This window comes from Sphingomonadaceae bacterium OTU29LAMAA1 (assembly GCA_024072375.1).
Lineage (GTDB): Bacteria > Pseudomonadota > Alphaproteobacteria > Sphingomonadales > Sphingomonadaceae > Sphingomonas.
In genome coordinates, this window is the sequence record CP099617.1 from 3,470,211 (window position 1) to 3,492,316 (window position 22,106).

The following is a 22,106-nucleotide window of genomic DNA, read 5'->3' on the forward strand; positions in this document are numbered from 1 at the left end:
CCCGCATCCCATCTCCCACCCATGCAACAGACCACCGATCTCGATCGCGCGCTCGGCTTCGCGATCCCTTCCCGCTCGGCGCGCGGACGTGTCGTGCGGCTCGGCCCGGCGCTCGACCGGGTCCTCGCCGCACACGCCTATCCGCCAGCGATCGAGGCCCTGCTTGCCGAGGCGCTGACGCTCGCCGCGTTGATCGGGTCGACGCTGAAGGACCCGACCGGTCAGCTTACCATGCAGACGCGCACCGAGAATGGTGTCGTCCAGCTGCTCGTCTGCGACTATCGCGGCGGCGAGGTGCGCGGTTACATCGATTACGACGCTGACAAGCTCGCCGCCGCGCCCGAACAGCCGACGTTGTTCGCGCTGTTCGGCCAGGGCTATCTTGCGATCACCTTCGATCTCGCCACCACCGGCGAACGCTATCAGGGCATCGTGCCGCTGGATGGCGAAACGCTGTCCGAGGCGGCGGAGAGCTACTTCACCCAGTCGGAACAGATCCCCAGCCTCGTCCGCGTCGGCATCGCCCGCGATGCTACGGGGCGGACTATCGCCGGCGGCTTGTTCCTCCAGCATCTGCCGGAGGGGGAGGTCGGCCGCGAGCGGCTACACACCCGACTCGATCATCCCGAATGGGAGCATGTCGAGGCGCTTGGCCGCACCACCGGGGCGGACGAACTCGCCGATCCGTCATTGCCGCTGGAGACGCTGATCTGGCGCCTTTTCAACGAAGAGGAGGACGTTCGCGTGCTCGCGTCGACGCCGCTGTCGCGCGGCTGTCGCTGCACCGGCGAGTATATCGCCAGTGTCCTGTCGAAGTTCTCGATCGAAGAGCGCCGCGAGATGGCGGACGACACCGGCTTCATCCAGGTCGATTGCGCATTCTGTGCGACCAAGTTCCCGGTGGCGGCTGAAACCGACCCGGTTGCCTGACGCAATCGACCTCCGTTGGCCGCATCCGTCGGAACGTTCGATCTTAAACGGATTTTAACCGGCACCCCCTTAGATAAGGCGTGTGCAGGATTTCGATCGTCGCACGCTTTTCTCCCTTAAAGAGCGGGTACGCTCTTCCCCTTCAAAGGGCCGCCTTACCCGCGGCCCTTTTCTTTTGCCGGCCATGGGTCTAGCGCCGCGTGGATCATGACCACCACACCCCTGGCCGTCGTGCTCGTCTCCGGCGGGCTCGACTCGATGATCTCCGCCGCCAGTGCGCGCGAGGCGGGCTATCGCCTGCTCGCCCTGTCGATCGACTATAACCAGCGCCACCGGGTCGAACTCGCCGCTGCACGGCGCGTCGCCAATATGCTTGGCGCGGAACGCCATATCGTCCTGCCGCTCGATCTGTCGGCATTCGGTGGCTCGGCACTGACCGACGACATCGCCGTACCCAAGGATGGCGTCGGCACCGAAGACGGCGGCGGTATTCCCGTCACCTATGTGCCGGCCCGCAACACGATCTTCCTCAGTCTGGCATTGGGCTGGGCCGAGGCGGCAGGCGCGCGCGACCTGTTCATCGGCGTCAATGCGCTCGATTATTCGGGCTATCCCGATTGCAGACCGGAGTTCATCCACGCCTTCGAAGGGCTGGCGGAGATCGCCACCAAGGCCGGTGTCGAGGGCCATCCGTTCAAAATCCACGCGCCGCTTCAGCATATGACCAAGGCCGATATCGTCCGCGAAGGTACGCGCCTCGGCCTCGACATGGGGATCAGCTGGTCGTGTTACGATCCGGCACCCGGTAGCCTGCATTGCGGCACCTGCGACAGCTGCCGCTTGCGGGCGAGGGGGTTCCAGGAGGCCGGTATCGCCGACCCGACGGTCTACGCCGTTCGGCCGTGATCCGATGAGCTACGCGGTCAAGGAGATGTTCCTCACCCTGCAGGGTGAGGGCGTGAACGCGGGGCGGCGGGCGGTGTTCGTGCGCTTTGCCGGCTGTAACCTGTGGAGCGGACGCGAACAGGATCGTGCCACCGCGGTGTGCCGGTTCTGCGATACCGATTTCGTCGGTACCGATGGACTGGGTGGCGGCAAGTTCATTGATGCAAGCGCGTTGGCCACGGCGGTGGCAGACTTCTGGGGACCGGGCGACGACGAACGATTCGTCGTCCTTACCGGTGGCGAGCCGATGCTCCAGATCGACGACGCTCTGGTCGATGCGTTACACGATGCCGGCTTTCGCATTGCAATCGAAACCAACGGTACGCTGCCCGTGCATCCCGGAATCGACTGGGTGTGCGTCAGCCCCAAGGCCGGCAGCGTCGTCGTGCAGCGGTCGGGTGACGAGTTGAAGCTGGTCTGGCCGCAGGTCGGCACCGATATTGGTGAGATCGAACGCTGGGATTTCGCACATCGCCTGTTGCAGCCGATGGATGACGCACGGGGCGTCGCCAATGTCGAGGCGGCGATCGCGGTGGTGATGGAGCGTCCGTGGTGGCGTCTGTCGTTGCAGACGCACAAATACCTCGGACTGCGTTGAGCCTTTGCGCGCAGCGGATGTGCTGTCCGCCCGCGCGCAATTCCCTTACCGTAATGCAGTCTCCGTGCCCGTCGTCCTCGTGGTCGCCGCAACGGCCGTGGTTGCCGGCGGCCAGGCGAAGATGCCGCATTTCTTGGTGACCCACTCGCCCTTCTTGTTCCAGCAGATCGGGTCGAACCGCGGCTTCGACGCGTAATCGCGGCCGAGATAGCGCTGGAAATGCTGCTCGCCGTACGGGATCAGGCTGTTCCGCAATTCACGGATACGGTCCATCGCCAGATCGCCGAAGCTGCCACGCGGCGTGAACGTCGCATCACGGCCGATTTCGCTCGCGGTCTGGCAAAAGCCATATTGCGCCGCGACGGTCGCGAACGTCGAATAGGTGCGCGTGCCGAACTGGTCGAGCGCGTTCTGACCGGCCTTGGGCGTCTTTGCGACGCGATTGAAGTATTTGGTAAGCGTGTCGAACGAACCCTTCAGCTCCGCCTCATGGTCCTTCAGGATCGCATTGTAGTTGTTGACCGTCAGCAGGGTCGGCTCGAACTGGCACTGCAATGCCGCGACGTTGAGCGCCGCGCGCATGTTCCAGGCCATCGCCGCCCGCAACTCCGTCTCGGTCGCGCCCGGCAGGGGCTGGCCGAGCCCGTCTTCGTGGCCCTTCACGGTCGTGCCGCGAAAGTCGTGCGAGCGCAGGAAGAACTGTGCCGAGGCCGGCATCGCCGCCGTCAGGCTGATCGCCGCGCCGCCAAGCGCCAGCGCGGTACGCAACAGGGTCATTCGAACGATCCTCCCGGAGGAAACTTTATCGGGCGATTCTAGATGGTTTTCCGGCCAGACCCAATCCCCGATTAAGCATCTTTGGCAGGAATACGCGAAAAATGCGCCAAAGCGTTGGAACCAAAAGAAAAGGCCGCCCGGTTGCCCGGACGGCCGTTTCACGCACGTAATGATCCCGAAGGGATTACATTGCGTTCGTGGTCATGGTGTCGTTCGACATCATGGTGTCGTTCGACATCATCGTGTCGTTGGCCATCATGCCGCCGTTCATGCTGCCGTCGACGGCAGTCATGTTGTCGCTCATGGTGCCCATGTCGTCGGTAGCGTTCATGTCGGTGACGACGGTGTTGTCGGGGGTCTCGGTCTTCGGGCCACAAGCCGACACGGCGAGTGCAGCGCCGGCGATCAGCGAGCCGGTCAGGACCTTGGAGATGAGTGCACGCATTGGAAGCTCCCTAGATAACGATTTGGACGGCTTGCTGGCCCTTTAATACCCAAATCTCGGTGGACATTAATCGCATAACGCCCCGCCCTCAAGCCTCGTTTTCTGCATTGCAGGAAAGAGTGCCAAGAAACGACGGGGCGCTCAACGCAAGCGCGGCGTCAAAAGTTGCCAGATCATCGCCTTGGCCCAGCGCGGCAAGGCTGGTGACGGGGTATTCCGCAAGGCCACAGGGAACGATCCCGTTGAAATGGCTCAGATCGGGATCGACGTTGACGGCAAGGCCATGCAGCGTGATCCAGCGCCGGACGCGAACGCCGATCGCGCCGATCTTCGCCTCCTCGCCGCCATCGCGGGTCCAGATGCCGACGCGGCCGTCGGCCTGAAATGCCGTAACGCCCAGTCCGCGGAGCGCCGCAATCACCCAATTCTCCACCGCATGGACGAAACAGCGCACGTCGCGACCGCGCCGGTTGAGATCGAGGACGAGGTAGACGATGCGCTGACCGGGGCCATGATAGGTGTATTTACCGCCGCGTCCGGTCGCGATCACCGGAAAGCGCGGATCGATCAGGTCGCGCGCATCGGCGCTGGTGCCCCCGGTGTAGACCGGCGGATGTTCCAGCAACCAGATCAGTTCGCGCGCCTCGCCAGCCAACACCGCCGCCGCGCGCGCCTCCATCGTCGCCAACGCCTCGTCATAAGGCGTCAACCCGGGCGTCACCCGCCATTCGATCCCGTCGATCTCGGTCATGCGGTGGCATGTGCGGGACGGGACCGCCGGTTGCAAGATCGTGCCCCATTCAGCTCGCCGCCCGACCCGGACGTCCAAGGTCATGGCCAAGCCGCGGCGCTTGAGCTAACCGGACGGACTTGCGGGCAGAATGGGGTCGCCGGATGGTCAGGATGGGCAATGTGTGGGATCGCACCGGCGAGGTGCTGAACGGGCGCGGCGGCATGCTGGCCGGTATCGCCATCCTGACGCTGTTCGTACCCGGCGCGATCAATGCCGCCTACAAGATCTTCACGCCGGCGAGCAGTGCATCGGTCGCGGTCGGCATGCTGCTGACGCTGGCGGCCACCGTCGCGGCTCTGTGGGGGCAACTCGCGATCATCGCCGCGGCCAGCGATCCTGCCACGACCCGCGCCGCCGCCAACCGACAGGCGAGCGCCCGGCTGGTCCCGGCCGTGCTCGTCGCGCTGGTGCTGGGTGTGGCATTCTCCATCGCGTTCATGCCCGCGATCCTGCTGCTCGTCGTCGCCGGCTTCGATTTCGCCATCGCCTTCGGGGGTGGCACACCCGCACCGCCGATCGCGCCGGGCGCGGGGCTGCTCGCGGCGCTGTATATGATTGTCGTCCTGATCGCGGCGCTGTTCCTGTTCTCGCGCCTGCTGCCGCTCTATGCCGTCGTGCTGTACGAACGGCTGTCGATCGGTGCGATTGCCCGGACGTGGCGGCTCACCCGCAAGCATACCTGGCGGCTGGTCGGCGTCATCCTGCTGTTCCTGATCGTGCTGATGATCGCGACTTGGGCGGCGCAATCGGTCATCGGCCTCGTCGCCCGGCTGGTGCTGGGCGGAAATGCCACCGCCACCGTGACCTACATCGCGGCGCTGGCCGGACAGGCGGTATCGACGGGGCTGACCCTGGTCGCCGTCGTCTTCTCGGCACAGGCGTACGTTGCGCTGACCGAGCGCGAACGGCTGCTTCGCGAACGTCGCGAACAGACGGTCGCCGCGACGTGAAGGTGACGCTCGCCGCCTTGCTGAGCGATGCGTGGGCGATGTTCCGGCGGGACGCCGATCTGCTGCTGCGTGTCGCGGGGCTGTTCTTCTTCCTGCCGACCTACGCCCTGCTGCTGCTCGTCGGCCCGTTACCGATGCCCGACGCCGAGATCGTCGATACGACCGCGCGGGCGCAGGCGTGGATGACCGCGCTCGATGCGTGGGTGGGCGACTATGGTCTCGGTTCGGTCGGCGCCTATGCCATCACCTATTTCGGGCTGGCGGTCGTGTTCTGTCTGTTCCTGTCGCCGGAGCGCCCGACGGTCGGCGAAGCGGCCCGTCGCGCCGGCCTCACCTTCCCGCGGTTCATCCTGGCGATGGTCGTCGTGTCGATCCCGGCGGGGGCGGGCATGTATATCCTGCTGCTGCCCGGCCTGTGGCTGATGAGCCGGTTCATGCTCGCCGGCCCGATCCTGTTCGCCGAGGCGCCGACCGGCGCGATGGCGGCGGTGGGGCGGTCGTGGCGGATGACCCGGCGCGGCCAGTTCTCGCTGCTCGGTGCGATCGTAACCGTCTATCTCGCCGCCATTCTCGCCGGCCAGCCTTTCATGCTGCTGTCACGCTGGCTGGGTGGCGACGGTAGCGCGAATCCCATCGGAGTCGCGATCGTCGAGGCATTCGCCGCCGGCGTCGCGATGTTGACCCAGCTGGCCGGCGCGTTGATCGCGGTCGCCGCCTATCGCCGGCTGCGTCAGGCCGGGGCGGCCAGATAGGGAATATGACTGCCGGCATCGGGCGGCAGCAGTCCCAGTACGCGCGGATCGGCGAACGTTTCGATCGTCCGCCGGATCGCGACGAAACCCTGCGCGCGGTAGAAAGCGAGTGCAGATGGATGGTCGAGCGTGCAGGTGTGCACCCAGAGCCGCGCGACACCCGGCAGCCACGCGCGCATGAACGTCTCCGCCATGAGCCACCGGCCGTGACGCTTTCCGGCGAGTTCGGGCACCAGTCCGAAATAGGACAGCTCGCACGCATTCGGATGGCGGAAGTCGAGTTCGACCAGTCCGATCTCCACTCCGGCGCGATCGGCCACCGCATGGACCTGAACGTCGCGATCGTGGATGATCGCAGTCAGCGTCGCATCGTCCATCGCCAGCCGCGAATACCATAGCCAGGGCCCGCCGACGCGGCGAAACAGGGTCCGGTAGCGGGCGGGATCCGGACGGTCCCACCGCACCAGCCGCAAGGGCGAGGCGGGCAGGGGGCGCAACGGCGGCCGTCGCGTCATCTCCAGCGTGGTGACGATCGTCGCCAGTTCTTGCGGATCGACGGGGATCAGCGCCACGCCGTCATTCCCATGTCGCGAGGGGCGGCAGGCTCATCAGGATCGCGTCGATATTGCCGCCCGTCTTAAGGCCGAACAGCGTGCCGCGATCGTAGACCAGATTGAATTCGGCGTAGCGCCCGCGCCAGTTCCGCTGGGCCGTCACGTCCGCATCGTCGAACGGATCGTTCATCCGCCGTCGTACGATTCGCGGATAGGTGTCGAGGAATGCCTCGCCCACCGCGCGGGTGAAGGCCAGGTTCGCGTCGAAATCGCCCTCCAGATGATCGTAGAAGATGCCGCCGACGCCGCGATGGACCTGCCGGTGCGGGATGTAGAAATAATCGTCCGCCCATTGCCGAAAGCGGGGATAATGTGCCGGATCGTGCGCGTCGCACGCGGCCCGCAGTGTCGCATGGAAGTCGGCGGTATCCTGTTCCACCGGCAACGGGGGATTGAGGTCCGCACCGCCGCCGAACCATCGCCTGGTGGTGACGAGGAACCGCGTGTTCATGTGCACTGCGGGCACGTGCGGATTGGCCATGTGCGCGACGAGGCTGATCCCGGTCGCGAAGAATCGCGGGTCGTCGCCCGCGCCATGAATGGTCTTGCCGAATTCGCCGTCGAGCAATCCGCCGACGGTCGAGACGTTGACGCCGACCTTCTCGAACACCTTGCCCTTCATCACGCCGCGCACCCCGCCACCGCCCGGCGCCCCCGACGGATCGGTGCGGTCCCACGCGATATAGTCGAACGCCGCATCCGACCCCGCCTCGCGCTCGATGCTCTCGAACTCGGCGCAAATCCGGTTGCGCAGCGATTCGAACCAAGTACGGGCGGTGGTCTGTTCGGCGTCGAGGGTCAGCATCATGGCGCCTTACCGAACCGGGCGTACCGAAGTCGAGCGTCGCGCTGCCCCGATTCACGGGAAGGCGAGAAGAAGGCAGAGCCATGCGGAGGCTCGGAGGCGTCGTACTCACGCCGGCGTCCGCCGCCCTCGCCGTTGTGAAAGCTTCTTCTTCCTTGTTCTCCGCGTCTTCGCGTGAACATCACGTGGGCCACCCACCGGTCTGCCGCAAAGCCTCAGCCGCCACGATCCCCGCAGACACCGACAGGTTCATCGACCGCAATTGCGGTGCCATGGGAATCACCACCCGCGCATCGGCCCGCGCATGCACCTCCTCCGGCACCCCGGCGCTCTCGCGGCCGAACAGCAGCACGTCGTCCGCTGCAAACGCGAAACCGTGCAACGGCGTCGCCCCGCGTGTCGTCAGCAGCACCAGCCGCCCCGTGGCCTGACCGGCGAAGGTGTCCCAGTCGGCATGACGGGTCAGCGACACGTGATCGATGTAATCCATCGCCGCCCGCGCGACCCGCTTGTCGTCCCACTGAAAGCCCATCGGCTCGATCAGGTCCAGCGCGATGCCCAGACAGGCGCAGGTGCGCATCACGGCGCCGACGTTGCCGGCGATATCGGGTTGGTAGAGCGCGATGCGCAGGGCCGTCGTCATGCCGCATCCCTAACGTCGCGCAGCCCGGTGGTAAAATGCTGTTGGCAAAGCGATGGCGTGCCGTCTATCAGGCCAGCAGCCCGCCGTGGGGATGGTAGGGCTCGGTGGGCGCTCAAATCCCGAATCCTCACGGCGGTGAGGCGTTCCTCCGCGATAATAAAGGTTAGGGCAGAGACGAATGGCGACTGACAACATGGTTCCTCCCGGTGAATCGCCGGAGCCGTTCCACGAGGAAGTCCACGACCCCCGCCGCCGCGATTTCATCAATATCGCTGCCGTGTCGTTCGCCGGGGTTGGCGCGCTCGCGATCGTCCTGCCGCTGATCAATCAGATGAACCCGTCGGCGGACGTGCTTGCGCAGTCCACCACAGAGCTCGATCTGTCGAAGATCCAGCCGGGCCAGGCGATCAAGTCGCAGTTCCGCAAGCAGCCGTTGTTCGTCCGCAACCTGACGCCGGCGGAGATTTCCGCCGCCAATGCGGTCAGCATTTCCGAGCTGCGCGATCCGCAGACACTCGCCGAGCGCACCAAGCCGGGCAAGGAAAACTGGCTCATCACGCTGGGCGTCTGCACCCATCTGGGCTGCGTACCGCTCGGCGCGGGCGAGGGTGAGAACAAGGGGCCGTTCGGCGGCTATTTCTGTCCGTGCCATGGTTCGGCCTACGACACCGCGGCACGGATCCGTCAGGGACCGGCGCCGAAGAATCTCGTCGTTCCCGATTACACATTCAATTCCGACACCGTCGTTACGGTCGGCTGAGGGAGACCCGGATCATGAGCTTTCCCTGGGCCAAGCATTACGAGCCTAAGCAACCGCTGATGCGGTGGCTGGACGAGAAGCTGCCGCTGCCGCGCCTCGTCTACAACGCCGTCGGCGCGGGCTATCCCGTGCCGCGCAACCTCAATTATTTCTGGAACTTCGGCGTGCTCGCCGGCGCCGCACTGGCGATCCAGATCGTCACCGGCATCGTGCTGGCGATGCATTATGCCGCCAATGCCGGTGTCGCCTTCGGGTCGGTCGAAAGCATCATGCGCGACGTCAACGCCGGTTGGTTCCTGCGCTATGCGCATGCCAACGGTGCGTCGATGTTCCTGGCGGTCGTCTACATCCACATCGGTCGCGGCCTCTATTATGGGTCGTACAAGGCCCCGCGCGAGATGGTGTGGCTGCTCGGCGTCGTCATCTTCCTGTTGATGATGGCCACCGCCTTCATGGGCTACGTGCTGCCATGGGGCCAGATGAGCTTCTGGGGCGCGCAGGTCATCACCGGCTTCTTCTCGGCGATCCCGCTGGTCGGCGAAACGATCCGCGTGTGGCTGCTGGGCGGTTTCGCGCCGGACAACGCCGCACTCAACCGCTTCTTCTCGCTGCACTATCTGCTGCCGTTCGTCACCGCGGGCGTCATCATCCTGCACATCTGGGCACTGCATATCCCGGGGTCGAACAACCCCACCGGCGTCGAGGTGAAGGGCGAACAGGACACCGTGCCGTTCCATCCCTATTACACCGCCAAGGATGCGGTCGGGCTGGGCGTGTTCCTGCTGCTGTTCGCGGCGCTGATCTTCTTCAGCCCGAACCTGCTGGGTCACCCGGACAATTACATCGAGGCAAACCCGCTCTCGACGCCCGCACACATCGTTCCGGAATGGTATTTCCTGCCGTTCTACGCGATCCTGAAGAGCTTCACCGCCGACTTCATCATCGATGCGAAGCTGTGGGGCGTGCTCGCGATGTTCGGGTCGATCCTGCTGCTGTTCTTCCTGCCGTGGCTCGATACCTCGCCGGTCCGTTCGGCGAACTATCGTCCCAAGTACCGCATCTTCCTCGGCATCCTGCTGCTCGATGTGGTGGTACTCGGCTATGTCGGCGGCGCGGAGGCGAATGCCCGCAACGTCATCATGGGCCAGATCGCCTCGGCCTATTATTTCGCCCATTTCCTGATCATCCTGCCGTGGGTCGCACGTTCCGAACGTCCGCGTCCGCTGCCGAATTCGATCACTGAAGCGGTGCTCGCGAAGCAGGGCGGCACCAGCCCGGTCCAATCCGCGGCGCACGCCTGAACCGACTGGGGATAACAGACCATCATGCCTCGCATCATCGCATCCCTGATCGGCGCAGCGTTCGTCTTCGTGCTCGCGCTGGCGCTCTTCGGCACTGCCCGTACCGCCATCGAGGAGCCGGCGGCGGAAAGTGCCGAACACGTCTTCCATCTGCATCCCGAGGATATCGGGCTGTCCTCGAACGGCTTCTTCGGGAAGTTCGACAACCAGCAACTGCAGCGCGGCTTCCAGGTGTACAAGGAGGTTTGCGCCGCCTGTCACAGCCTGAAGTACGTGTCGTTCCGCGACCTCGGCAAGATCGGCTATTCCGAGCCTGAGGTGAAGGCGATCGCCAATCAGTGGGCGATCGAACAGCCATCGGTGAACCCCGAAACGGGTGAGGCGGCGACGCGCAAGAACGTGCCGTCCGATCGCTTCCCGTCGCCGTTCGCGAACGAGGTCGCCGCCCGCGCCGCGAACAACAATGCGCTGCCGCCCGACCTGTCACTGATGACCAAGGCGCGCCACGACGGTTCGAACTACGTCCATGCATTGCTGACGGGCTATCGCCAGCAGCCGGCGGCGCTGCTGAAGGAGTTCCCGGGCGCGAAGACGCCGGAGGGGCTGCACTACAACCCCTATTTCGCCAATCTTAACATCGCGATGCCGCCGCCGATCACGTCGGATGGTCAGGTGACCTATTCTGACGGCACGAAGGCGACCAAGGACCAGATGGCGCGCGACGTGTCCGCATTCCTGACGTGGACGGCGGAACCCAACCTCAACGCCCGGCACGCGGCCGGCGTCGCGGCGGCGCTGTTCCTGCTGATCTTCTGCTTCCTTGCATGGGGCGCCTATCAGAACGTCTGGCGCGACGTGAAGCATTGATCGCCGCGCCTTCGGGCGTAGCGACCGATCAGAAAACGGCGGCTGGAGCAAAAGCTCCGGTCGCCGTTTTCGTATCATCCCCTTCCGTCATCCCGGCGGACCCCGGGACCCGTCAAGGCAAGCGGCTGGCAGTCGTGCCCGCCCGCGGGATCATCCCATCCATCGATCCAGGCGTTCGTCAGAATAACGCAGCAGGGACGGTGGTGAGTTGGGTCCGCCGCGTCAGGTTGACCTCCCGCCACCACGGCACCACAGCTTCGCCCATGAACGATGATCTCAAGGCGCTGATCCGCACCATCCCCGACTTCCCGAAGCCCGGCATCCAGTTCCGCGACATCACCACCTTGCTGCTCGATCCCGCGGGGTTTGCGACGACGATCGAACGGATGGCGGCGGCGGCGATCGGTCCGATCGATCTCGTCGCCGGGATCGAGGCGCGAGGCTTCATCTTCGCCGCCGCGCTCGCGCTGCCGCTGCGTGCCGGTGTGCTGCTCATCCGCAAGGACGGCAAGCTGCCGGGGGCAACGATCGCGGAGGATTATACGCTGGAATACGGGGAGGACCGGATCGTCATGCATGAGGACGCGCTGGTGCCCGGCCAGCGCGTGTTGCTGGTCGACGATCTGATCGCCACCGGTGGCACCGCCCGCGCGGCAGTCCGCCTGCTCCGCAAGGCGGGGGCGGCGGTGGAACAGGCCCAGTTCGTCGTCGACCTGCCCGATCTGGGCGGCGCGGAAACCGTGCGCGCCGATGGCGTCCGCGTCGATTCGCTGATCCAGTTCGCCGGTCATTAACCGTTCAGCCGGAACTTGCGACAAGTCGCCCTCGTTGAACGACGATCGGCGCGTATCTGCCTTTGCTCGCGCCCCTCGATGACGGGAGAGCATCATGTTCCTGAAGCGTCTGGCCCTTGCTGGCCTTATTTTCGGTGTCGGCATCGGCACCGCGGCTTGTACGGACGGATACGGCTATAGCGGCGTGTCGGTCGGTTACGGCGGTGGCGGTTATTACGACGACGGCTACGGTTATGCCGATCCCTATTATGGCGGCGGCTACGCCGGCTATCCCAGCTATTTCGGCTGGTATGGCGACTATTATTATCCGGGCACCGGGATCTACGTCTACGACCAGTATCGCCGGCCGTTCCGCTGGAACAACACGCAACGGCGCTATTGGGAGGGCCGCCGCAACACGTGGCGCGGCGATCGCAACTTCCGCAACGACTGGAACGGGTTCAACCGCAACAACGGCCAGTGGCAGGGCAATCGTACCCCCGGATACCGCAACGACGGCTATCGTGGCGATCGTACGCCGGGCTATCGCGGCAACCGCGGCGACGGGACACCGGGCTATCGTGGCGACGGCAACCGGGGCGATCGGACACCCGGCTATCGTGGCGACGGTAACCGCGGTGATCGCGGTAACTGGCGCGGCAATCGCCCCAATGTATCCGGGCAGTCCGTCACCACGCCGCGCGTCGCGAGGCCGGACGCCAACCCCGGCGGCAACCAGCGTGGCTGGGGCGGCAATCGGGGCCCGGGCGGTAACAGGGGCTGGGGCGGCAACCGCACCGGCGGCAATCGCGAACGGCGCTGACCTGCACGACCGTCATCTCACGCAGGTGGGATGACGGTTGCGCCCGACGGACTAACGCGGTCTGGTTTCCACCAGACCGTTCGACACGAACGTCATCACCACGATGTCGTCCTGATTGAACACGGACATCCGGCTCTTGAAGATGCCCATTTCGGGCCGGCTGGCGGAGCGACGCTTTTCCAGCACCTCGCTTTCGCAGCGCAGCCGGTCGCCCGGATAGACCGGCTTCAGCCAGCGCAGTTCGTCGATCCCCGGTGATCCCAGTCCCGCCTGGGCGTTCGCCTTCAGATGTTCGACGAGCATCGCCATCGTCATCGCACAGGTATGCCAGCCGCTCGCCGACAATCGGCCGAAATGGGTCTTCGCCGCGGCCTCGTCCGACAGGTGGAACGGCTGTGGATCGTACTTCCCGGCGAAAGCGACCACTTCATCACGGGTCACCGGATAGTCGCCGAAGCTGGCCCTGGTCCCGACCTCGATATCCTCGAAATACTGCACGGCCGCTCTCCTATCGTTTCAACACCTGCCTAAACGGTGCGTCGCTGCCGTCCAGTCCGGCCGCCATGGGCAGTCCGATCAGGTCGCGCAGCAGCGGATTGATGTCGGTGTTGTCGAAGCCCGCGAGCCGCTTGCCACCGACGAAGGCCGGCCCGTTGGCGATGAACAGCGCCGCCATGTCGGGCGCACGATTGTCGTAGCCGTGGGCACCGCCCTGGAAGGCGTCGGCGGTCGCACTCTTCAGGATCAGCCAGCCGGGTTCCGCCAGACAGACGTACGGCGGGATGCGGGGATTGCCGCCATAGCGGAACCGCGCCGGCACTGCATTCTTGCGCCAGCACGTCATGTGCGGATGCGGCCGGAGCAGCGCCGCCTCCAGTGCGGCTTCGCGCCCCGCCACCGGGAACAGCGTCGCATAGGGGCCGCTTTCCAGCAGGCGATAGTCGGTCACGTTCGCCACACGGTCGAGCGGGATCGTGCGCGTGCTGTCGGTAGCGGCCATGCCGTGGTCGGCGACGATCACCAGATTGGCCGGCTGTCGCAGCTCGCGCAGGCCCTGCACCAGTCGACCGATCTGGACGTCGACGTCCGCTACCGCCTGTGTCGTTGCCGCCGCCTGCGGCCCGTTGGCATGGCCGGCACTGTCGACCGTGTCGAAGTATAGCGTCACGAAGCGCGGGCGCGTCGCCTCCGGTCGGCGCATCCAGTCGATCACCGCATCGACGCGGCTCGTGCCGGTCACCGCCTGATTGAACTGCTGCCAAACCTTCGGGCGGGTCGCATCGCGGATCGCGCCATGGCTGTCGGGAATGATCGTCCCGCCCCAGCCCACGTTGGCACCGGGCCAGAACATCGTCGCGGTCCGGACGCCCGCCTTCTCTGCGGTCACCCAGATGGGTTCTGCGGCGTTCCACCAGAACGGGTCGTCGCTCGCCATCGTGAAGGTTTCGCCCGGACGTGCGGGGTCCTCCATCCTGTTGCCGACGATGCCGTGATGGTCCGGCACCTTGCCGGTCACCAGCGTCCAGTGATTGGGGAAGGTGACGGAGGGAAACGACGGCCGCATCGACGCGCTGACACCGCCGGCAGCAAGTTCGGACAGGTTCGGTGTCACCCCGCGGTCGAGGTAATCGGGCCGGAAGCCATCGATCGACACGAGGATGGTGACCGGCGCCCCCATCGTCCGCGGCATCGGTGCCGGGGGCAGGGTCGTGCCCGACGCTGCCGGGGCGGGCTGGGTCACCGGCGAGAGGGCCGGCGGCGTGTAGGGCAGGGCGCAGGCGGCGAGCGACAGAATGGAGCAGGCGAGGGGAATCAGTCTCACGAGGCGATCGTCCCGGACGTTGAAGCCGGAGCCGCCTTACGCGGGAGCAGGCCAGGGCGACAAGGTCACCTGACACCGGTTTTGCGGGTCCTTCCTTCAGGCACTCCGCACCATCGGATGGCGACGTCCTTGCCGAGGCAGGCCGTCGCTTACCTCCCCCTCCGTCACGGCTAACGCCGCGCCACCTCCCCCTCGCGGGGGAGGATTTGAAGAACCGGCCGTTTCAAAGACGAGACGGTTCTCGCTGCTATCCGCGGACTAAATGACGTGAGCTCAACTTCATTCCTCCCCCGCAAGGGGGAGGTGGCGCGGCGTAGCCGTGACGGAGGGGGAGGTACGCGCCGTCTCGTGCGATCGGATCACGACCGCCCGTTCGCTCGACACCGGTCGGGCATCGACGAACGAGGCACCAGCAAAGTTCTCTCCCACGGGGACATCGCCCGTTCCGGATGGGGAGATTACGAGATCACACGTTGAAGCGGAACAGCATCACGTCGCCGTCGTGGACGACATACTCCTTGCCTTCCTGCCGCAGCTTGCCCGTTTCGCGCGCGCCGGCTTCGCCCTTGCAGGCGATGTAATCGTCGTACGCGATGGTCTCGGCGCGAATGAAGCCGCGTTCGAAGTCGGTGTGGATTTCGCCTGCCGCATTCGGCGCCTTCGCACCGGCATGCACGGTCCACGCCCGCGCTTCCTTGGGACCGACGGTGAAGAAGGTCAGCAGGTGCAACAGCTTGTATCCGGCGGTGATGACGCGGGCGAGGCCGGTTTCCTCCAGCCCAAGCTCGGCGAGGAATTCGCCGCGATCCTCGGGCGCCATCGTCGCGATCTCGGCTTCGATCGCCGCGGATACGACGACCGCCTCGGCACCCTCCGCCTTCGCCTTCTCGAACACCTTCGCCGACAGCGCGTTGCCGTTCGCCGCATCGCTCTCGTCGACGTTGCAGACGTACAGCACCGGCTTGGCGGTGATCAGCTGCGCGCCCGCGAACACGCGGGCTTCCTCCGCATCCTTGGGCTGGGTGAGGCGAGCAGGCTTGCCCTCGCGCAGCAACTCGAGCGCCTGGCCGAGTACCGCTGCACCGATCTTCGCCTCCTTGTCGCCCTGCTGACCCTTCTTGATCAGGTTCGGCACGCGCTTTTCGAGGCTTTCGAGGTCGGACAGCATCAGCTCGGTCTCGACCGTCTCGGCGTCGGCGATCGGGTCGACCTTGCCCTCGACATGCGTCACGTCGCCATCGGTGAAGCAGCGCAAGACGTGGACGATCGCATCGACTTCACGGATGTTGCCGAGGAACTGGTTGCCGAGCCCTTCGCCCTTCGACGCGCCGCGGACGAGGCCGGCGATGTCGACGAACGCGAGCTGCGTCTCGATGATCTTGGCCGATCCCGCGATCTCCGCCAGTTTGTACAGCCGCGGATCGGGCACCGCGACGTTGCCGACGTTGGGTTCGATCGTGCAGAACGGATAATTGGCCGCCTGCGCCGCCGCCGTCTCGGTCAAAGCATTGAAGAGGGTGGACTTGCCGACGTTGGGCAGGCCCACGATACCGCAGCGGAAACCCATGGGAACACTCGCGTCTGGATAGGGAAAGCGCGCGCCTTACCGGTTGCGCCGCCGCTTGGCCAGTCGCGAGCCGCCAGTGCCCGTATCCGATCATCGAGCACCCGGTTCAATTCCTGGCGACAATCCTCTAGGCGACGGACACGATGCTGCCGCCGCTTCCCCAGACCGCCTCGCTGCTGCCCGCATTCGCGCCATGGTTCGATGTGGCGGGCCTCGCCGTGTTCGCCGTTTCGGGTGCCCTCGCAGCGGCGAAGCGCGGGCAGACCGCCGTGACGCTGGCCTTTTTCGCGCTCATCACCGGCGTCGGTGGCGGCACCGTGCGCGACCTGCTGATCGATGCGCCGGTGTTCTGGGTCCACGACCCGCGGGCCGCGACCGTCTGCCTGGCGATGGCGGCGGCGGTGTGGGTGACGCCCGAGCGCTGGTGGAAGGATAGCGCGCTCGACTGGTTCGACGCGATCGGCCTCGCCGCCTATGCCGTATATGGCGCGGCGAAGGCGGTCGGCTATGGCGTGCCACCGGTGCCCGCCGCGCTGATGGGCGTCGTCACCGCCTGTGTCGGCGGTATTATCCGCGATGTGCTGGCAGGGGAGCCGTCGATCCTGATGCGGCCGGAGCTGTACGTCACGGCTGCGGCGCTGTCGTCGTCGCTCTACGTCGCATTGGGTCTGGCCGGACTGGCGGGGGCGCCCGCGGCGGTCATCGCCGCCGCCGCCGGTTTTGCCCTGCGCGCGATGGCGATCCGCTATCACATCGCCTTGCCCGCCTATCGCAGCCGTCCCTAGGCGATCAGGACGTCAGCGACTTGACGTACAGATAGAGGAACATGCCGAGTCCGACGGACAGCAGCAGCGGAGAGGCATGGCGATACAGGTTGATCTTGCCCGTCAACGGTTTGCCCGAGAAACGCGCCTCCACGATCAGGCCGGTCGCGAAGAACGAACTGAACGCCGCCACCCCGATCACGACCAGCGCCATGACGACGGATACGGCGGATCGGCCATGCACCTTGTCGGCGAGCGCCGCCACGCCGGCCAGCGAGAAGAGGCATAGCGAGGTGAGATGCTTGAGATAGTCGTACAGCATCGCATCGCCGCTGGTGCCGGCCTGCGCGTCGTCGTCGTTCATGCGTCTGCCTCCCGATCGGCTTCGATCGCGATCGCGGCCTGCGACAGGGGCGTGGTCACCCTCGCACGACGCCGGTGTCCGCGAAACGGCGCGGTTCATCGGGCGGTGTCGTGGGCTCCGCGAGTTCGCACTGCCAATAGCCGACGTCGATCCACTGCCCGTGCTTGTAGCCGATCTCGCGGAAGACGCCGGCGCGGCGGAAGCCCACCGATTCGTGCAGGGTGATCGAGGTGCTGTTCGGCAGCGCGATCCGGCCGATCGCCTGGGTGAAGCCCTGTGCCCGCAACGTGTCGACCAATGCTTCGTACAGCAATCGCCCGACACCCTGCCTTTGCGCCACGTCGGCGACGTAGATGCTGGTCTCGACCACCCAGCGATACGCCTCCCGCTCCGAAAAGCGCGTCGCATAGGCGTAACCCAGCACACCCCCGGTCGCATCGCCGTTGGTGGCGACGATCCACGGGTACAATCCGGCGGACGAGGCCATCCGGGTCCGCATCGCGCGGGTATCGGGCGCCTCCGTCTCGAACGACACCGTGCCGGCAAGCACGTGGGGGGCATAGATCGCGGCGATCGCGCCCGCATCCTCGGGCGTCGCCGGGCGTATCGCGATCATCCTACAGTCCGACCCGGGCCAGGATCAGGTCGAGCAGCCGGGCGTCCGACCCTGCGGTGTCGCTCGGCCCGAGGCCACCGCATTCCAGGCAGCGGACCTGTACCGATCCGGCGGTGGCGAGGCGCTTCACGTCGCCTAGCGCCTGTGCGAGCAGCCCGCGCCGCTCCGCCGCGATCCGCGCGAACACGTCGCCGCCGGTCGCGTCGTCGTCGTCCTTTTCGGCGAAGCTGGCTGCGATCTGTGCCGCGAAGCCGGGCTCCTTTTCCAGATATTCGGCATGGATCTTGGCCGGATCGAGCCGGGCGCGTTTCGCCGCCTCCGCGATCGCGTCCTGCAACCCGCCGAACCGGTCGACCAGCTTCAGCTGCCGTGCCGTGCCGCCATCCCACACGCGCCCCTGTGCGATCTGGTCGACCCGCTCGGGCGTCATGCCGCGCGACTGTGCGACCCGGCCGAGGAACTGGCGATAGCCGTTCTCGATACCCGCCTGCAGGATCGCATCCAGCTCCGGCGTGGTGCCGGCGTACACGTCCGGCTGTCCCGACAGCGGCGTCGACTTCACGCCGTCGGTCGTGACACCGATCCTGGCCAGCGTCTTCTCGAAGGTCGGGATGATGCCGAAGATTCCGATCGATCCGGTGATCGTCGCCGGCTCCGCAAAGATCACGTCACCGGGTGTCGACACCCAATAGCCACCCGACGCGGCCAACCCGCCCATCGAGACGACGATCGGCAGCCCCTTCTTCTTCGCTTCCAGGATCGCCAGCCGGATCCGCTCCGATGCCAGCACCGATCCGCCCGGCGAATCGACCCGCACCACCAGCGCCTTCAGGTTCTTGGTGGCGAGCCCGTTCAGGATCAGCTTGGCGATGGTATCGCCGTGCGCGCTGCCGGGGCCGCCCTCGCCATCGACGATGTCGCCGGCGATCGTGACGACGCCAATGCCGTCGCCCGCCTTCGACAACGGATGGGCGCCGATCCACGCGTCGTACCGGATCGTCGTAAAATTGCCGATCGGCTTGCGTGTATCGCTGCCAACCAGGGCGGCGACGCGCTGGCCGAAGGCGGTGCGGTCGCCCAGCTTGTCGACGATGCCCGCCGACAGATTCGCCCTGGCGATGTCTCCGTTCGCCGCGACGATCACCCGTTCGGGACTGTTGAGGAATTGCGCCACCTGCGCTTTCGGCCGCGCTTTGGCGACCGCGTCCTGCCACTGGCCGAACAGCGATCCGAGCAGTTGCCGGCTCGCCTCGCGCGCCTCCGGGCTCTGGTCGGTGCGGGTATAGGGCTCGACGAAGCTCTTGAACTTGCCGACGCGGTAGACGTGCGTGTTGACGCCCAGCTTGTCGATCAGACCCTTGTAATACAGCTGGTTGCCGCCCGGTCCGGTGAACAGCGTGCCGCCCAGCGGGTTGACCCAGATCTCGCTCGCGTTCGCCGCGAGCCGATAACCGGAATCGGTATAGGCGGTCGCATAGGCCAACACCGGCTTTTTGGTATCGCGGAATCGGCGGATCGCATCGGCGATCTCGTTCAGCGTCGCCGGATAACCGCCACCGAACCGGTCGAGGTCCAGCACCAGTGCCTTGACCCGATCGTCGGTCCGCGCCTCGTCGATCGCGCGCAGCACATCGCGGGCGCGATATTGCCGCGGCATCGACTGCCCCGACAGCGCGGCGAACGGCGCCTGCTCCTCGGGCTGTTCGACGATGGTGCCGTCGAGGTCGAGCACCAGCGCACCCGTCGGGATCGCCTTCGTCCCCGGCCGCGCATTGAGCGCCGCGAACAGCAGACCGAAGAACAGCAGCATCGCGATCAGGACCAGCCCGTCCTTGATCGCCACCAGCAGCTTCCATGCGCCCCGAACCAGCTTCACGTCATGCTCCTACAAACCTGCTCCAGCGCTAGAGCAGGGGAGGGCGCGACGCAACGGCCCGTATTAGGATGGTAAGACAGGGGCGCCGGCATGTTTGTTGAAGGATCGTGGGACCAAAATGCGGTAGCGGTTGGTTGACCGAAGGTGACGGGTCGGTGGACCCGGTCGCTGAGGATGAGGGGGAGCTGACATTGGCGGTCGTCCGATTGTTTTCGCTGGATTCCCGCACCTCGATCGCGCGCTGGCTGGTCGTCCTGGCCTGCGTCCTAGCATCGCTTTGGTGCCTGATCCGACTGTTGCGGTTCGTCGACGGCATTCCGATCATCCCGGTCTGGACGCTGGCCGCGCTGCTGCTCGGCAAGCTTTTCGTCGAATCGGTTCGTCGACTGCACGATTGCGGGCAGAACGCGGGGGTCGCGCTGGCAGGCATGGCCGGAATCGGGATTCTGCTGGCGACGGCATCTCTGAGATGGTCGGGGCACGGCGCAGACGGAATTGCATGGGGCGCGCGGATGTTCGCGATCGTCGCGACGGGCGTGATGTTTCTGCGGCCGGGAAGTGCGTACGCCAATGCATATGGCCCGCCCGCACAAGGCATGGCTTCTCCGGTATCGAGCGTGTCCGGTGGCAAGGCCGGAGTGTTCGTAGCCACGGGTTTTGGACTGGTGGGCCTTGCTGCCGGACTGGGGGTTCTCGCCTGGCAATCTGCCCTCGACAGCCAGCGCGACGCGCGCATGGAACGCGTCGCGACTGATCCGCCGCCAACGTCGGCAGACATCGGAACGCGGTCGGACGACACTCCGCTCGACAACGAAAATGCCGCGACATCCGATCGTATCGATGCCCTGTTAAACGAAGGGGGCGTCCGATGATCACGGGTAACGCAACCCGGCTGAAAGCGGCCCAGACCCTGTTATTGCGGTTCATCGAGATCGGCCGGAATTCCGATCCGAAGCGCCGTCCGGCCCTGCAACGCAGCCCGGCGGGCTGGCCGATTGCGCGTGACCCGTTCGCACGTCAGATCAAGGCGCGCCTCGATGGCCAGCTCCCCAATCAGCTCGAGACATCCTATTGTGGTCCTGCGGCCTTTTTATACTGCCTGTTGCACGATCGTCCCGACGTTTATGTCACATATGCTCTGTCGCTGTGGGAGCGGGGGCATTTCCGATTCGGCAATCGCAATGCCACGCTGACCCTGTCGAGCGACGACGGGCAGGTCGCAGCGGCCAAGGCGTTGACGACCGTACGTGCGAAAGACGCCGGTCACCGGCATATCGACGACATCGACTGGATGACGATGTCCTGTCTCAGCGCATCGACGCGACCGCTGGATGTCGGGGCGGTGAAGCCCAAGGATCAATTCGGCTCGATCTCCTATCCCGGCGTCGTCCGAAAATGGTTCGTCGCAGCCGGTGCGGGCGTCAGGGCCGACACGATGGGTGCAGGGCTTATGAAAAGTTCGATGCTGGCGACGTTGAGTCTGATGAAGCAATGGACCGGCAGCTGGATCGTCCTGCAGATCGATTCCAGCCTGTTGCAGGGCGGCACGACCAACACTTTCACCAAACGACACTGGGTCGTGGTCGATCCGCATCGTCGCCCGATGGTCCGCAAAGGCGCGGGCGGACCTGTGGTCCCGCTCGGTGATGCAGCGGAAGATCTTTGGAAAGAACCATCCGGGGATATCGCGCGCGGATTGCAGGGTGCGCACATGCGGGACTGGGATACGAATCTCAGCATCGTGACATGGGGCGACGAGCATCATGCCATTCATGGGCGAAAGCTCGGGCAGACGATCGGCCGTATCTATGGCGGGTTCGCCTTTTCCCGGTTCAGATAGTCTAGCGGTCGCTCCGCCTGTCCCGCACGATGCATGACTGGTGATTTCCCCGTCGCCACGCCCTTGACGACTCACGCCCTCCGGCACATATCCCCGGCGTTGGCACTCGCATAATGTGAGTGCCAGAAATCTGTCACACTGACCAAAAGAGGGACTCAGCAATGAACTTTCGTCCGTTGCACGACCGCGTCCTCGTTCGCCGCGTAGAGGCGGAAGAGAAGACGGCCGGCGGGATCATCATTCCCGACACCGCCAAGGAAAAGCCGCAAGAGGGTGAAGTCGTCGCCGCCGGCACCGGCGCGCGCGCCGAAAACGGCACGATCACCCCGCTCGACGTCAAGGCCGGCGACAAGATCCTGTTCGGCAAATGGTCGGGCACCGAGGTCAAGGTCGACGGTGAAGACCTGCTCATCATGAAGGAATCCGACATCCTTGGGATCGTTGGCTAACGCCAACAGGCTCGAGAATATCGGCTGATTCT

The 22,106-nt window shown here is 65.5% G+C and carries 26 protein-coding genes; 14 read left to right on the plus strand and 12 right to left on the minus strand.

Features of this window, described 5'->3' with window-relative positions:
- Positions 1 to 21 precede the first annotated feature (21 nt).
- From NF699_16615 to queE, 3 genes are all read left to right on the plus strand, one after another.
- On the plus strand, positions 22 to 930 hold the full coding sequence (locus tag NF699_16615; protein ID USU04641.1) for an Hsp33 family molecular chaperone HslO: 909 nt from the start codon (positions 22 to 24) through the stop codon (positions 928 to 930).
- 207 nt (positions 931 to 1,137) lie between these two features.
- A complete protein-coding gene (gene queC / locus NF699_16620) occupies positions 1,138 to 1,836 on the plus strand; it encodes a 7-cyano-7-deazaguanine synthase QueC (GenBank protein ID USU04642.1) in 699 nt (232 codons plus the stop codon).
- 4 nt (positions 1,837 to 1,840) lie between these two features.
- Positions 1,841 to 2,473, plus strand: coding sequence for a 7-carboxy-7-deazaguanine synthase (queE, locus tag NF699_16625; GenBank protein ID USU04643.1), 633 nt, complete (start codon positions 1,841 to 1,843; stop codon positions 2,471 to 2,473).
- Between the two features lie 45 nt (positions 2,474 to 2,518).
- On the opposite strand, the gene NF699_16630 is transcribed toward queE, so the two are convergent.
- From NF699_16630 to lipB, 3 genes are all read right to left on the minus strand, one after another.
- Positions 2,519 to 3,250 carry a hypothetical protein gene (locus NF699_16630; GenBank protein USU04644.1) on the minus strand — a complete coding sequence of 244 codons (732 nt, stop codon included), beginning with the start codon at positions 3,248 to 3,250 and terminating at the stop codon, positions 2,519 to 2,521.
- Positions 3,251 to 3,434: 184 nt separating this feature from the next.
- The gene (locus tag NF699_16635; GenBank protein USU04645.1) at positions 3,435 to 3,695 is read right to left on the minus strand and encodes a hypothetical protein; all 261 of its coding nucleotides are present in this window, start codon (positions 3,693 to 3,695) and stop codon (positions 3,435 to 3,437) included.
- A gap of 88 nt (positions 3,696 to 3,783) precedes the next feature.
- A complete protein-coding gene (gene lipB, locus NF699_16640) occupies positions 3,784 to 4,446 on the minus strand; it encodes a lipoyl(octanoyl) transferase LipB (protein ID USU04646.1) in 663 nt (220 codons plus the stop codon).
- A gap of 119 nt (positions 4,447 to 4,565) precedes the next feature.
- On the opposite strand from lipB, the gene NF699_16645 reads away from it, so the two are divergent.
- Positions 4,566 to 5,438 carry a hypothetical protein gene (locus tag NF699_16645; GenBank protein ID USU04647.1) on the plus strand — a complete coding sequence of 291 codons (873 nt, stop codon included), beginning with the start codon at positions 4,566 to 4,568 and terminating at the stop codon, positions 5,436 to 5,438.
- Complete coding sequence (locus NF699_16650) at positions 5,435 to 6,190, plus strand: hypothetical protein (GenBank protein USU04648.1); 756 nt, start codon at positions 5,435 to 5,437, stop codon at positions 6,188 to 6,190. The genes NF699_16645 and NF699_16650 overlap by 4 nt, the downstream gene beginning before the upstream one ends.
- Here NF699_16650 and NF699_16655 read toward each other — a convergent pair.
- From NF699_16655 to NF699_16665, 3 genes are all read right to left on the minus strand, one after another.
- Positions 6,169 to 6,762: a GNAT family N-acetyltransferase gene (locus NF699_16655; protein USU04649.1), complete on the minus strand. Its 594-nt coding sequence runs from the start codon at positions 6,760 to 6,762 to the stop codon at positions 6,169 to 6,171. The two genes, NF699_16650 and NF699_16655, sit on opposite strands and share 22 nt — an antisense overlap.
- A gap of 4 nt (positions 6,763 to 6,766) precedes the next feature.
- A complete protein-coding gene (hemF, locus tag NF699_16660; GenBank protein USU04650.1) occupies positions 6,767 to 7,612 on the minus strand; it encodes an oxygen-dependent coproporphyrinogen oxidase in 846 nt (281 codons plus the stop codon).
- Between the two features lie 178 nt (positions 7,613 to 7,790).
- Positions 7,791 to 8,252 carry a tRNA (cytidine(34)-2'-O)-methyltransferase gene (locus tag NF699_16665; protein USU04651.1) on the minus strand — a complete coding sequence of 154 codons (462 nt, stop codon included), beginning with the start codon at positions 8,250 to 8,252 and terminating at the stop codon, positions 7,791 to 7,793.
- Positions 8,253 to 8,445: 193 nt separating this feature from the next.
- Here NF699_16665 and petA point away from each other — a divergent pair, with 193 nt between their 5' ends.
- The 5 genes from petA to NF699_16690 all read left to right on the plus strand — a co-directional run bounded on the left by petA (position 8,446) and on the right by NF699_16690 (position 12,776).
- The gene (gene petA, locus NF699_16670; GenBank protein USU07130.1) at positions 8,446 to 9,012 is read left to right on the plus strand and encodes a ubiquinol-cytochrome c reductase iron-sulfur subunit; all 567 of its coding nucleotides are present in this window, start codon (positions 8,446 to 8,448) and stop codon (positions 9,010 to 9,012) included.
- Between the two features lie 14 nt (positions 9,013 to 9,026).
- On the plus strand, positions 9,027 to 10,313 hold the full coding sequence (locus NF699_16675; protein ID USU04652.1) for a cytochrome b N-terminal domain-containing protein: 1,287 nt from the start codon (positions 9,027 to 9,029) through the stop codon (positions 10,311 to 10,313).
- A 24-nt stretch (positions 10,314 to 10,337) separates the two neighbouring features.
- On the plus strand, positions 10,338 to 11,180 hold the full coding sequence (locus NF699_16680) for a cytochrome c1 (protein ID USU04653.1): 843 nt from the start codon (positions 10,338 to 10,340) through the stop codon (positions 11,178 to 11,180).
- 263 nt (positions 11,181 to 11,443) lie between these two features.
- Entirely contained in the window at positions 11,444 to 11,974 is a 531-nt protein-coding gene (locus NF699_16685) for an adenine phosphoribosyltransferase (GenBank protein ID USU04654.1), read from the plus strand.
- Between the two features lie 94 nt (positions 11,975 to 12,068).
- A complete protein-coding gene (locus tag NF699_16690; GenBank protein USU04655.1) occupies positions 12,069 to 12,776 on the plus strand; it encodes a hypothetical protein in 708 nt (235 codons plus the stop codon).
- 51 nt (positions 12,777 to 12,827) lie between these two features.
- Here the strand turns inward: NF699_16690 and NF699_16695 are convergent, their stop codons facing one another.
- The 3 genes from NF699_16695 to ychF form a co-directional block, all read right to left on the minus strand.
- Positions 12,828 to 13,274: a MaoC family dehydratase gene (locus NF699_16695; protein ID USU04656.1), complete on the minus strand. Its 447-nt coding sequence runs from the start codon at positions 13,272 to 13,274 to the stop codon at positions 12,828 to 12,830.
- 10 nt (positions 13,275 to 13,284) lie between these two features.
- On the minus strand, positions 13,285 to 14,466 hold the full coding sequence (locus NF699_16700; GenBank protein ID USU07131.1) for an ectonucleotide pyrophosphatase/phosphodiesterase: 1,182 nt from the start codon (positions 14,464 to 14,466) through the stop codon (positions 13,285 to 13,287).
- Between the two features lie 598 nt (positions 14,467 to 15,064).
- Positions 15,065 to 16,165 carry a redox-regulated ATPase YchF gene (gene ychF / locus NF699_16705; protein ID USU04657.1) on the minus strand — a complete coding sequence of 367 codons (1,101 nt, stop codon included), beginning with the start codon at positions 16,163 to 16,165 and terminating at the stop codon, positions 15,065 to 15,067.
- 143 nt (positions 16,166 to 16,308) lie between these two features.
- Here ychF and NF699_16710 point away from each other — a divergent pair, with 143 nt between their 5' ends.
- Positions 16,309 to 16,950, plus strand: a complete 642-nt coding sequence (locus NF699_16710; GenBank protein USU04658.1) for a trimeric intracellular cation channel family protein — start codon at positions 16,309 to 16,311, stop codon at positions 16,948 to 16,950.
- Positions 16,951 to 16,954: 4 nt separating this feature from the next.
- Here the strand turns inward: NF699_16710 and NF699_16715 are convergent, their stop codons facing one another.
- From NF699_16715 to sppA, 3 genes are read right to left on the minus strand one after another with little or no spacing between them, the layout of a single operon-like run.
- Positions 16,955 to 17,293 (minus strand): hypothetical protein, encoded by a 339-nt coding sequence (locus tag NF699_16715; protein ID USU04659.1) that lies wholly within the window; start codon positions 17,291 to 17,293, stop codon positions 16,955 to 16,957.
- A gap of 55 nt (positions 17,294 to 17,348) precedes the next feature.
- A complete protein-coding gene (locus NF699_16720) occupies positions 17,349 to 17,909 on the minus strand; it encodes a GNAT family N-acetyltransferase (protein ID USU04660.1) in 561 nt (186 codons plus the stop codon).
- A gap of 1 nt (position 17,910) precedes the next feature.
- Positions 17,911 to 19,785 (minus strand): signal peptide peptidase SppA, encoded by a 1,875-nt coding sequence (gene sppA, locus NF699_16725; GenBank protein ID USU04661.1) that lies wholly within the window; start codon positions 19,783 to 19,785, stop codon positions 17,911 to 17,913.
- A gap of 134 nt (positions 19,786 to 19,919) precedes the next feature.
- Between sppA and NF699_16730 the strand changes: the two genes are divergently transcribed.
- From NF699_16730 to groES, 3 genes are all read left to right on the plus strand, one after another.
- Entirely contained in the window at positions 19,920 to 20,657 is a 738-nt protein-coding gene (locus tag NF699_16730; GenBank protein USU04662.1) for a hypothetical protein, read from the plus strand.
- On the plus strand, positions 20,654 to 21,625 hold the full coding sequence (locus tag NF699_16735; protein USU04663.1) for a hypothetical protein: 972 nt from the start codon (positions 20,654 to 20,656) through the stop codon (positions 21,623 to 21,625). The genes NF699_16730 and NF699_16735 overlap by 4 nt, the downstream gene beginning before the upstream one ends.
- 161 nt (positions 21,626 to 21,786) lie before the next feature.
- Positions 21,787 to 22,074 carry a co-chaperone GroES gene (groES, locus tag NF699_16740; GenBank protein ID USU04664.1) on the plus strand — a complete coding sequence of 96 codons (288 nt, stop codon included), beginning with the start codon at positions 21,787 to 21,789 and terminating at the stop codon, positions 22,072 to 22,074.
- Positions 22,075 to 22,106 lie beyond the last annotated feature (32 nt).

What these genes read in the sequence shown, in the direction of transcription:
- NF699_16615 (USU04641.1), top strand. Translation starts at nt 22, where the DNA reads ATGCAACAGACCACCGATCTCGATCGCGCGCTCGGCTTCGCGATCCCT.
- queC (USU04642.1), top strand. Translation starts at nt 1,138, where the DNA reads ATGACCACCACACCCCTGGCCGTCGTGCTCGTCTCCGGCGGGCTCGAC.
- queE (USU04643.1), top strand. Translation starts at nt 1,841, where the DNA reads ATGAGCTACGCGGTCAAGGAGATGTTCCTCACCCTGCAGGGTGAGGGC.
- NF699_16630 (USU04644.1), bottom strand. Translation starts at nt 3,250, where the DNA reads ATGACCCTGTTGCGTACCGCGCTGGCGCTTGGCGGCGCGGCGATCAGC.
- NF699_16635 (USU04645.1), bottom strand. Translation starts at nt 3,695, where the DNA reads ATGCGTGCACTCATCTCCAAGGTCCTGACCGGCTCGCTGATCGCCGGC.
- lipB (USU04646.1), bottom strand. Translation starts at nt 4,446, where the DNA reads ATGACCGAGATCGACGGGATCGAATGGCGGGTGACGCCCGGGTTGACG.
- hemF (USU04650.1), bottom strand. Translation starts at nt 7,612, where the DNA reads ATGATGCTGACCCTCGACGCCGAACAGACCACCGCCCGTACTTGGTTC.
- NF699_16665 (USU04651.1), bottom strand. Translation starts at nt 8,252, where the DNA reads ATGACGACGGCCCTGCGCATCGCGCTCTACCAACCCGATATCGCCGGC.
- petA (USU07130.1), top strand. Translation starts at nt 8,446, where the DNA reads ATGGTTCCTCCCGGTGAATCGCCGGAGCCGTTCCACGAGGAAGTCCAC.
- NF699_16675 (USU04652.1), top strand. Translation starts at nt 9,027, where the DNA reads ATGAGCTTTCCCTGGGCCAAGCATTACGAGCCTAAGCAACCGCTGATG.
- NF699_16680 (USU04653.1), top strand. Translation starts at nt 10,338, where the DNA reads ATGCCTCGCATCATCGCATCCCTGATCGGCGCAGCGTTCGTCTTCGTG.
- NF699_16685 (USU04654.1), top strand. Translation starts at nt 11,444, where the DNA reads ATGAACGATGATCTCAAGGCGCTGATCCGCACCATCCCCGACTTCCCG.
- NF699_16690 (USU04655.1), top strand. Translation starts at nt 12,069, where the DNA reads ATGTTCCTGAAGCGTCTGGCCCTTGCTGGCCTTATTTTCGGTGTCGGC.
- NF699_16700 (USU07131.1), bottom strand. Translation starts at nt 14,466, where the DNA reads ATGCCGCGGACGATGGGGGCGCCGGTCACCATCCTCGTGTCGATCGAT.
- ychF (USU04657.1), bottom strand. Translation starts at nt 16,165, where the DNA reads ATGGGTTTCCGCTGCGGTATCGTGGGCCTGCCCAACGTCGGCAAGTCC.
- NF699_16710 (USU04658.1), top strand. Translation starts at nt 16,309, where the DNA reads ATGCTGCCGCCGCTTCCCCAGACCGCCTCGCTGCTGCCCGCATTCGCG.
- NF699_16715 (USU04659.1), bottom strand. Translation starts at nt 17,293, where the DNA reads ATGAACGACGACGACGCGCAGGCCGGCACCAGCGGCGATGCGATGCTG.
- NF699_16720 (USU04660.1), bottom strand. Translation starts at nt 17,909, where the DNA reads ATGATCGCGATACGCCCGGCGACGCCCGAGGATGCGGGCGCGATCGCC.
- NF699_16735 (USU04663.1), top strand. Translation starts at nt 20,654, where the DNA reads ATGATCACGGGTAACGCAACCCGGCTGAAAGCGGCCCAGACCCTGTTA.
- groES (USU04664.1), top strand. Translation starts at nt 21,787, where the DNA reads ATGAACTTTCGTCCGTTGCACGACCGCGTCCTCGTTCGCCGCGTAGAG.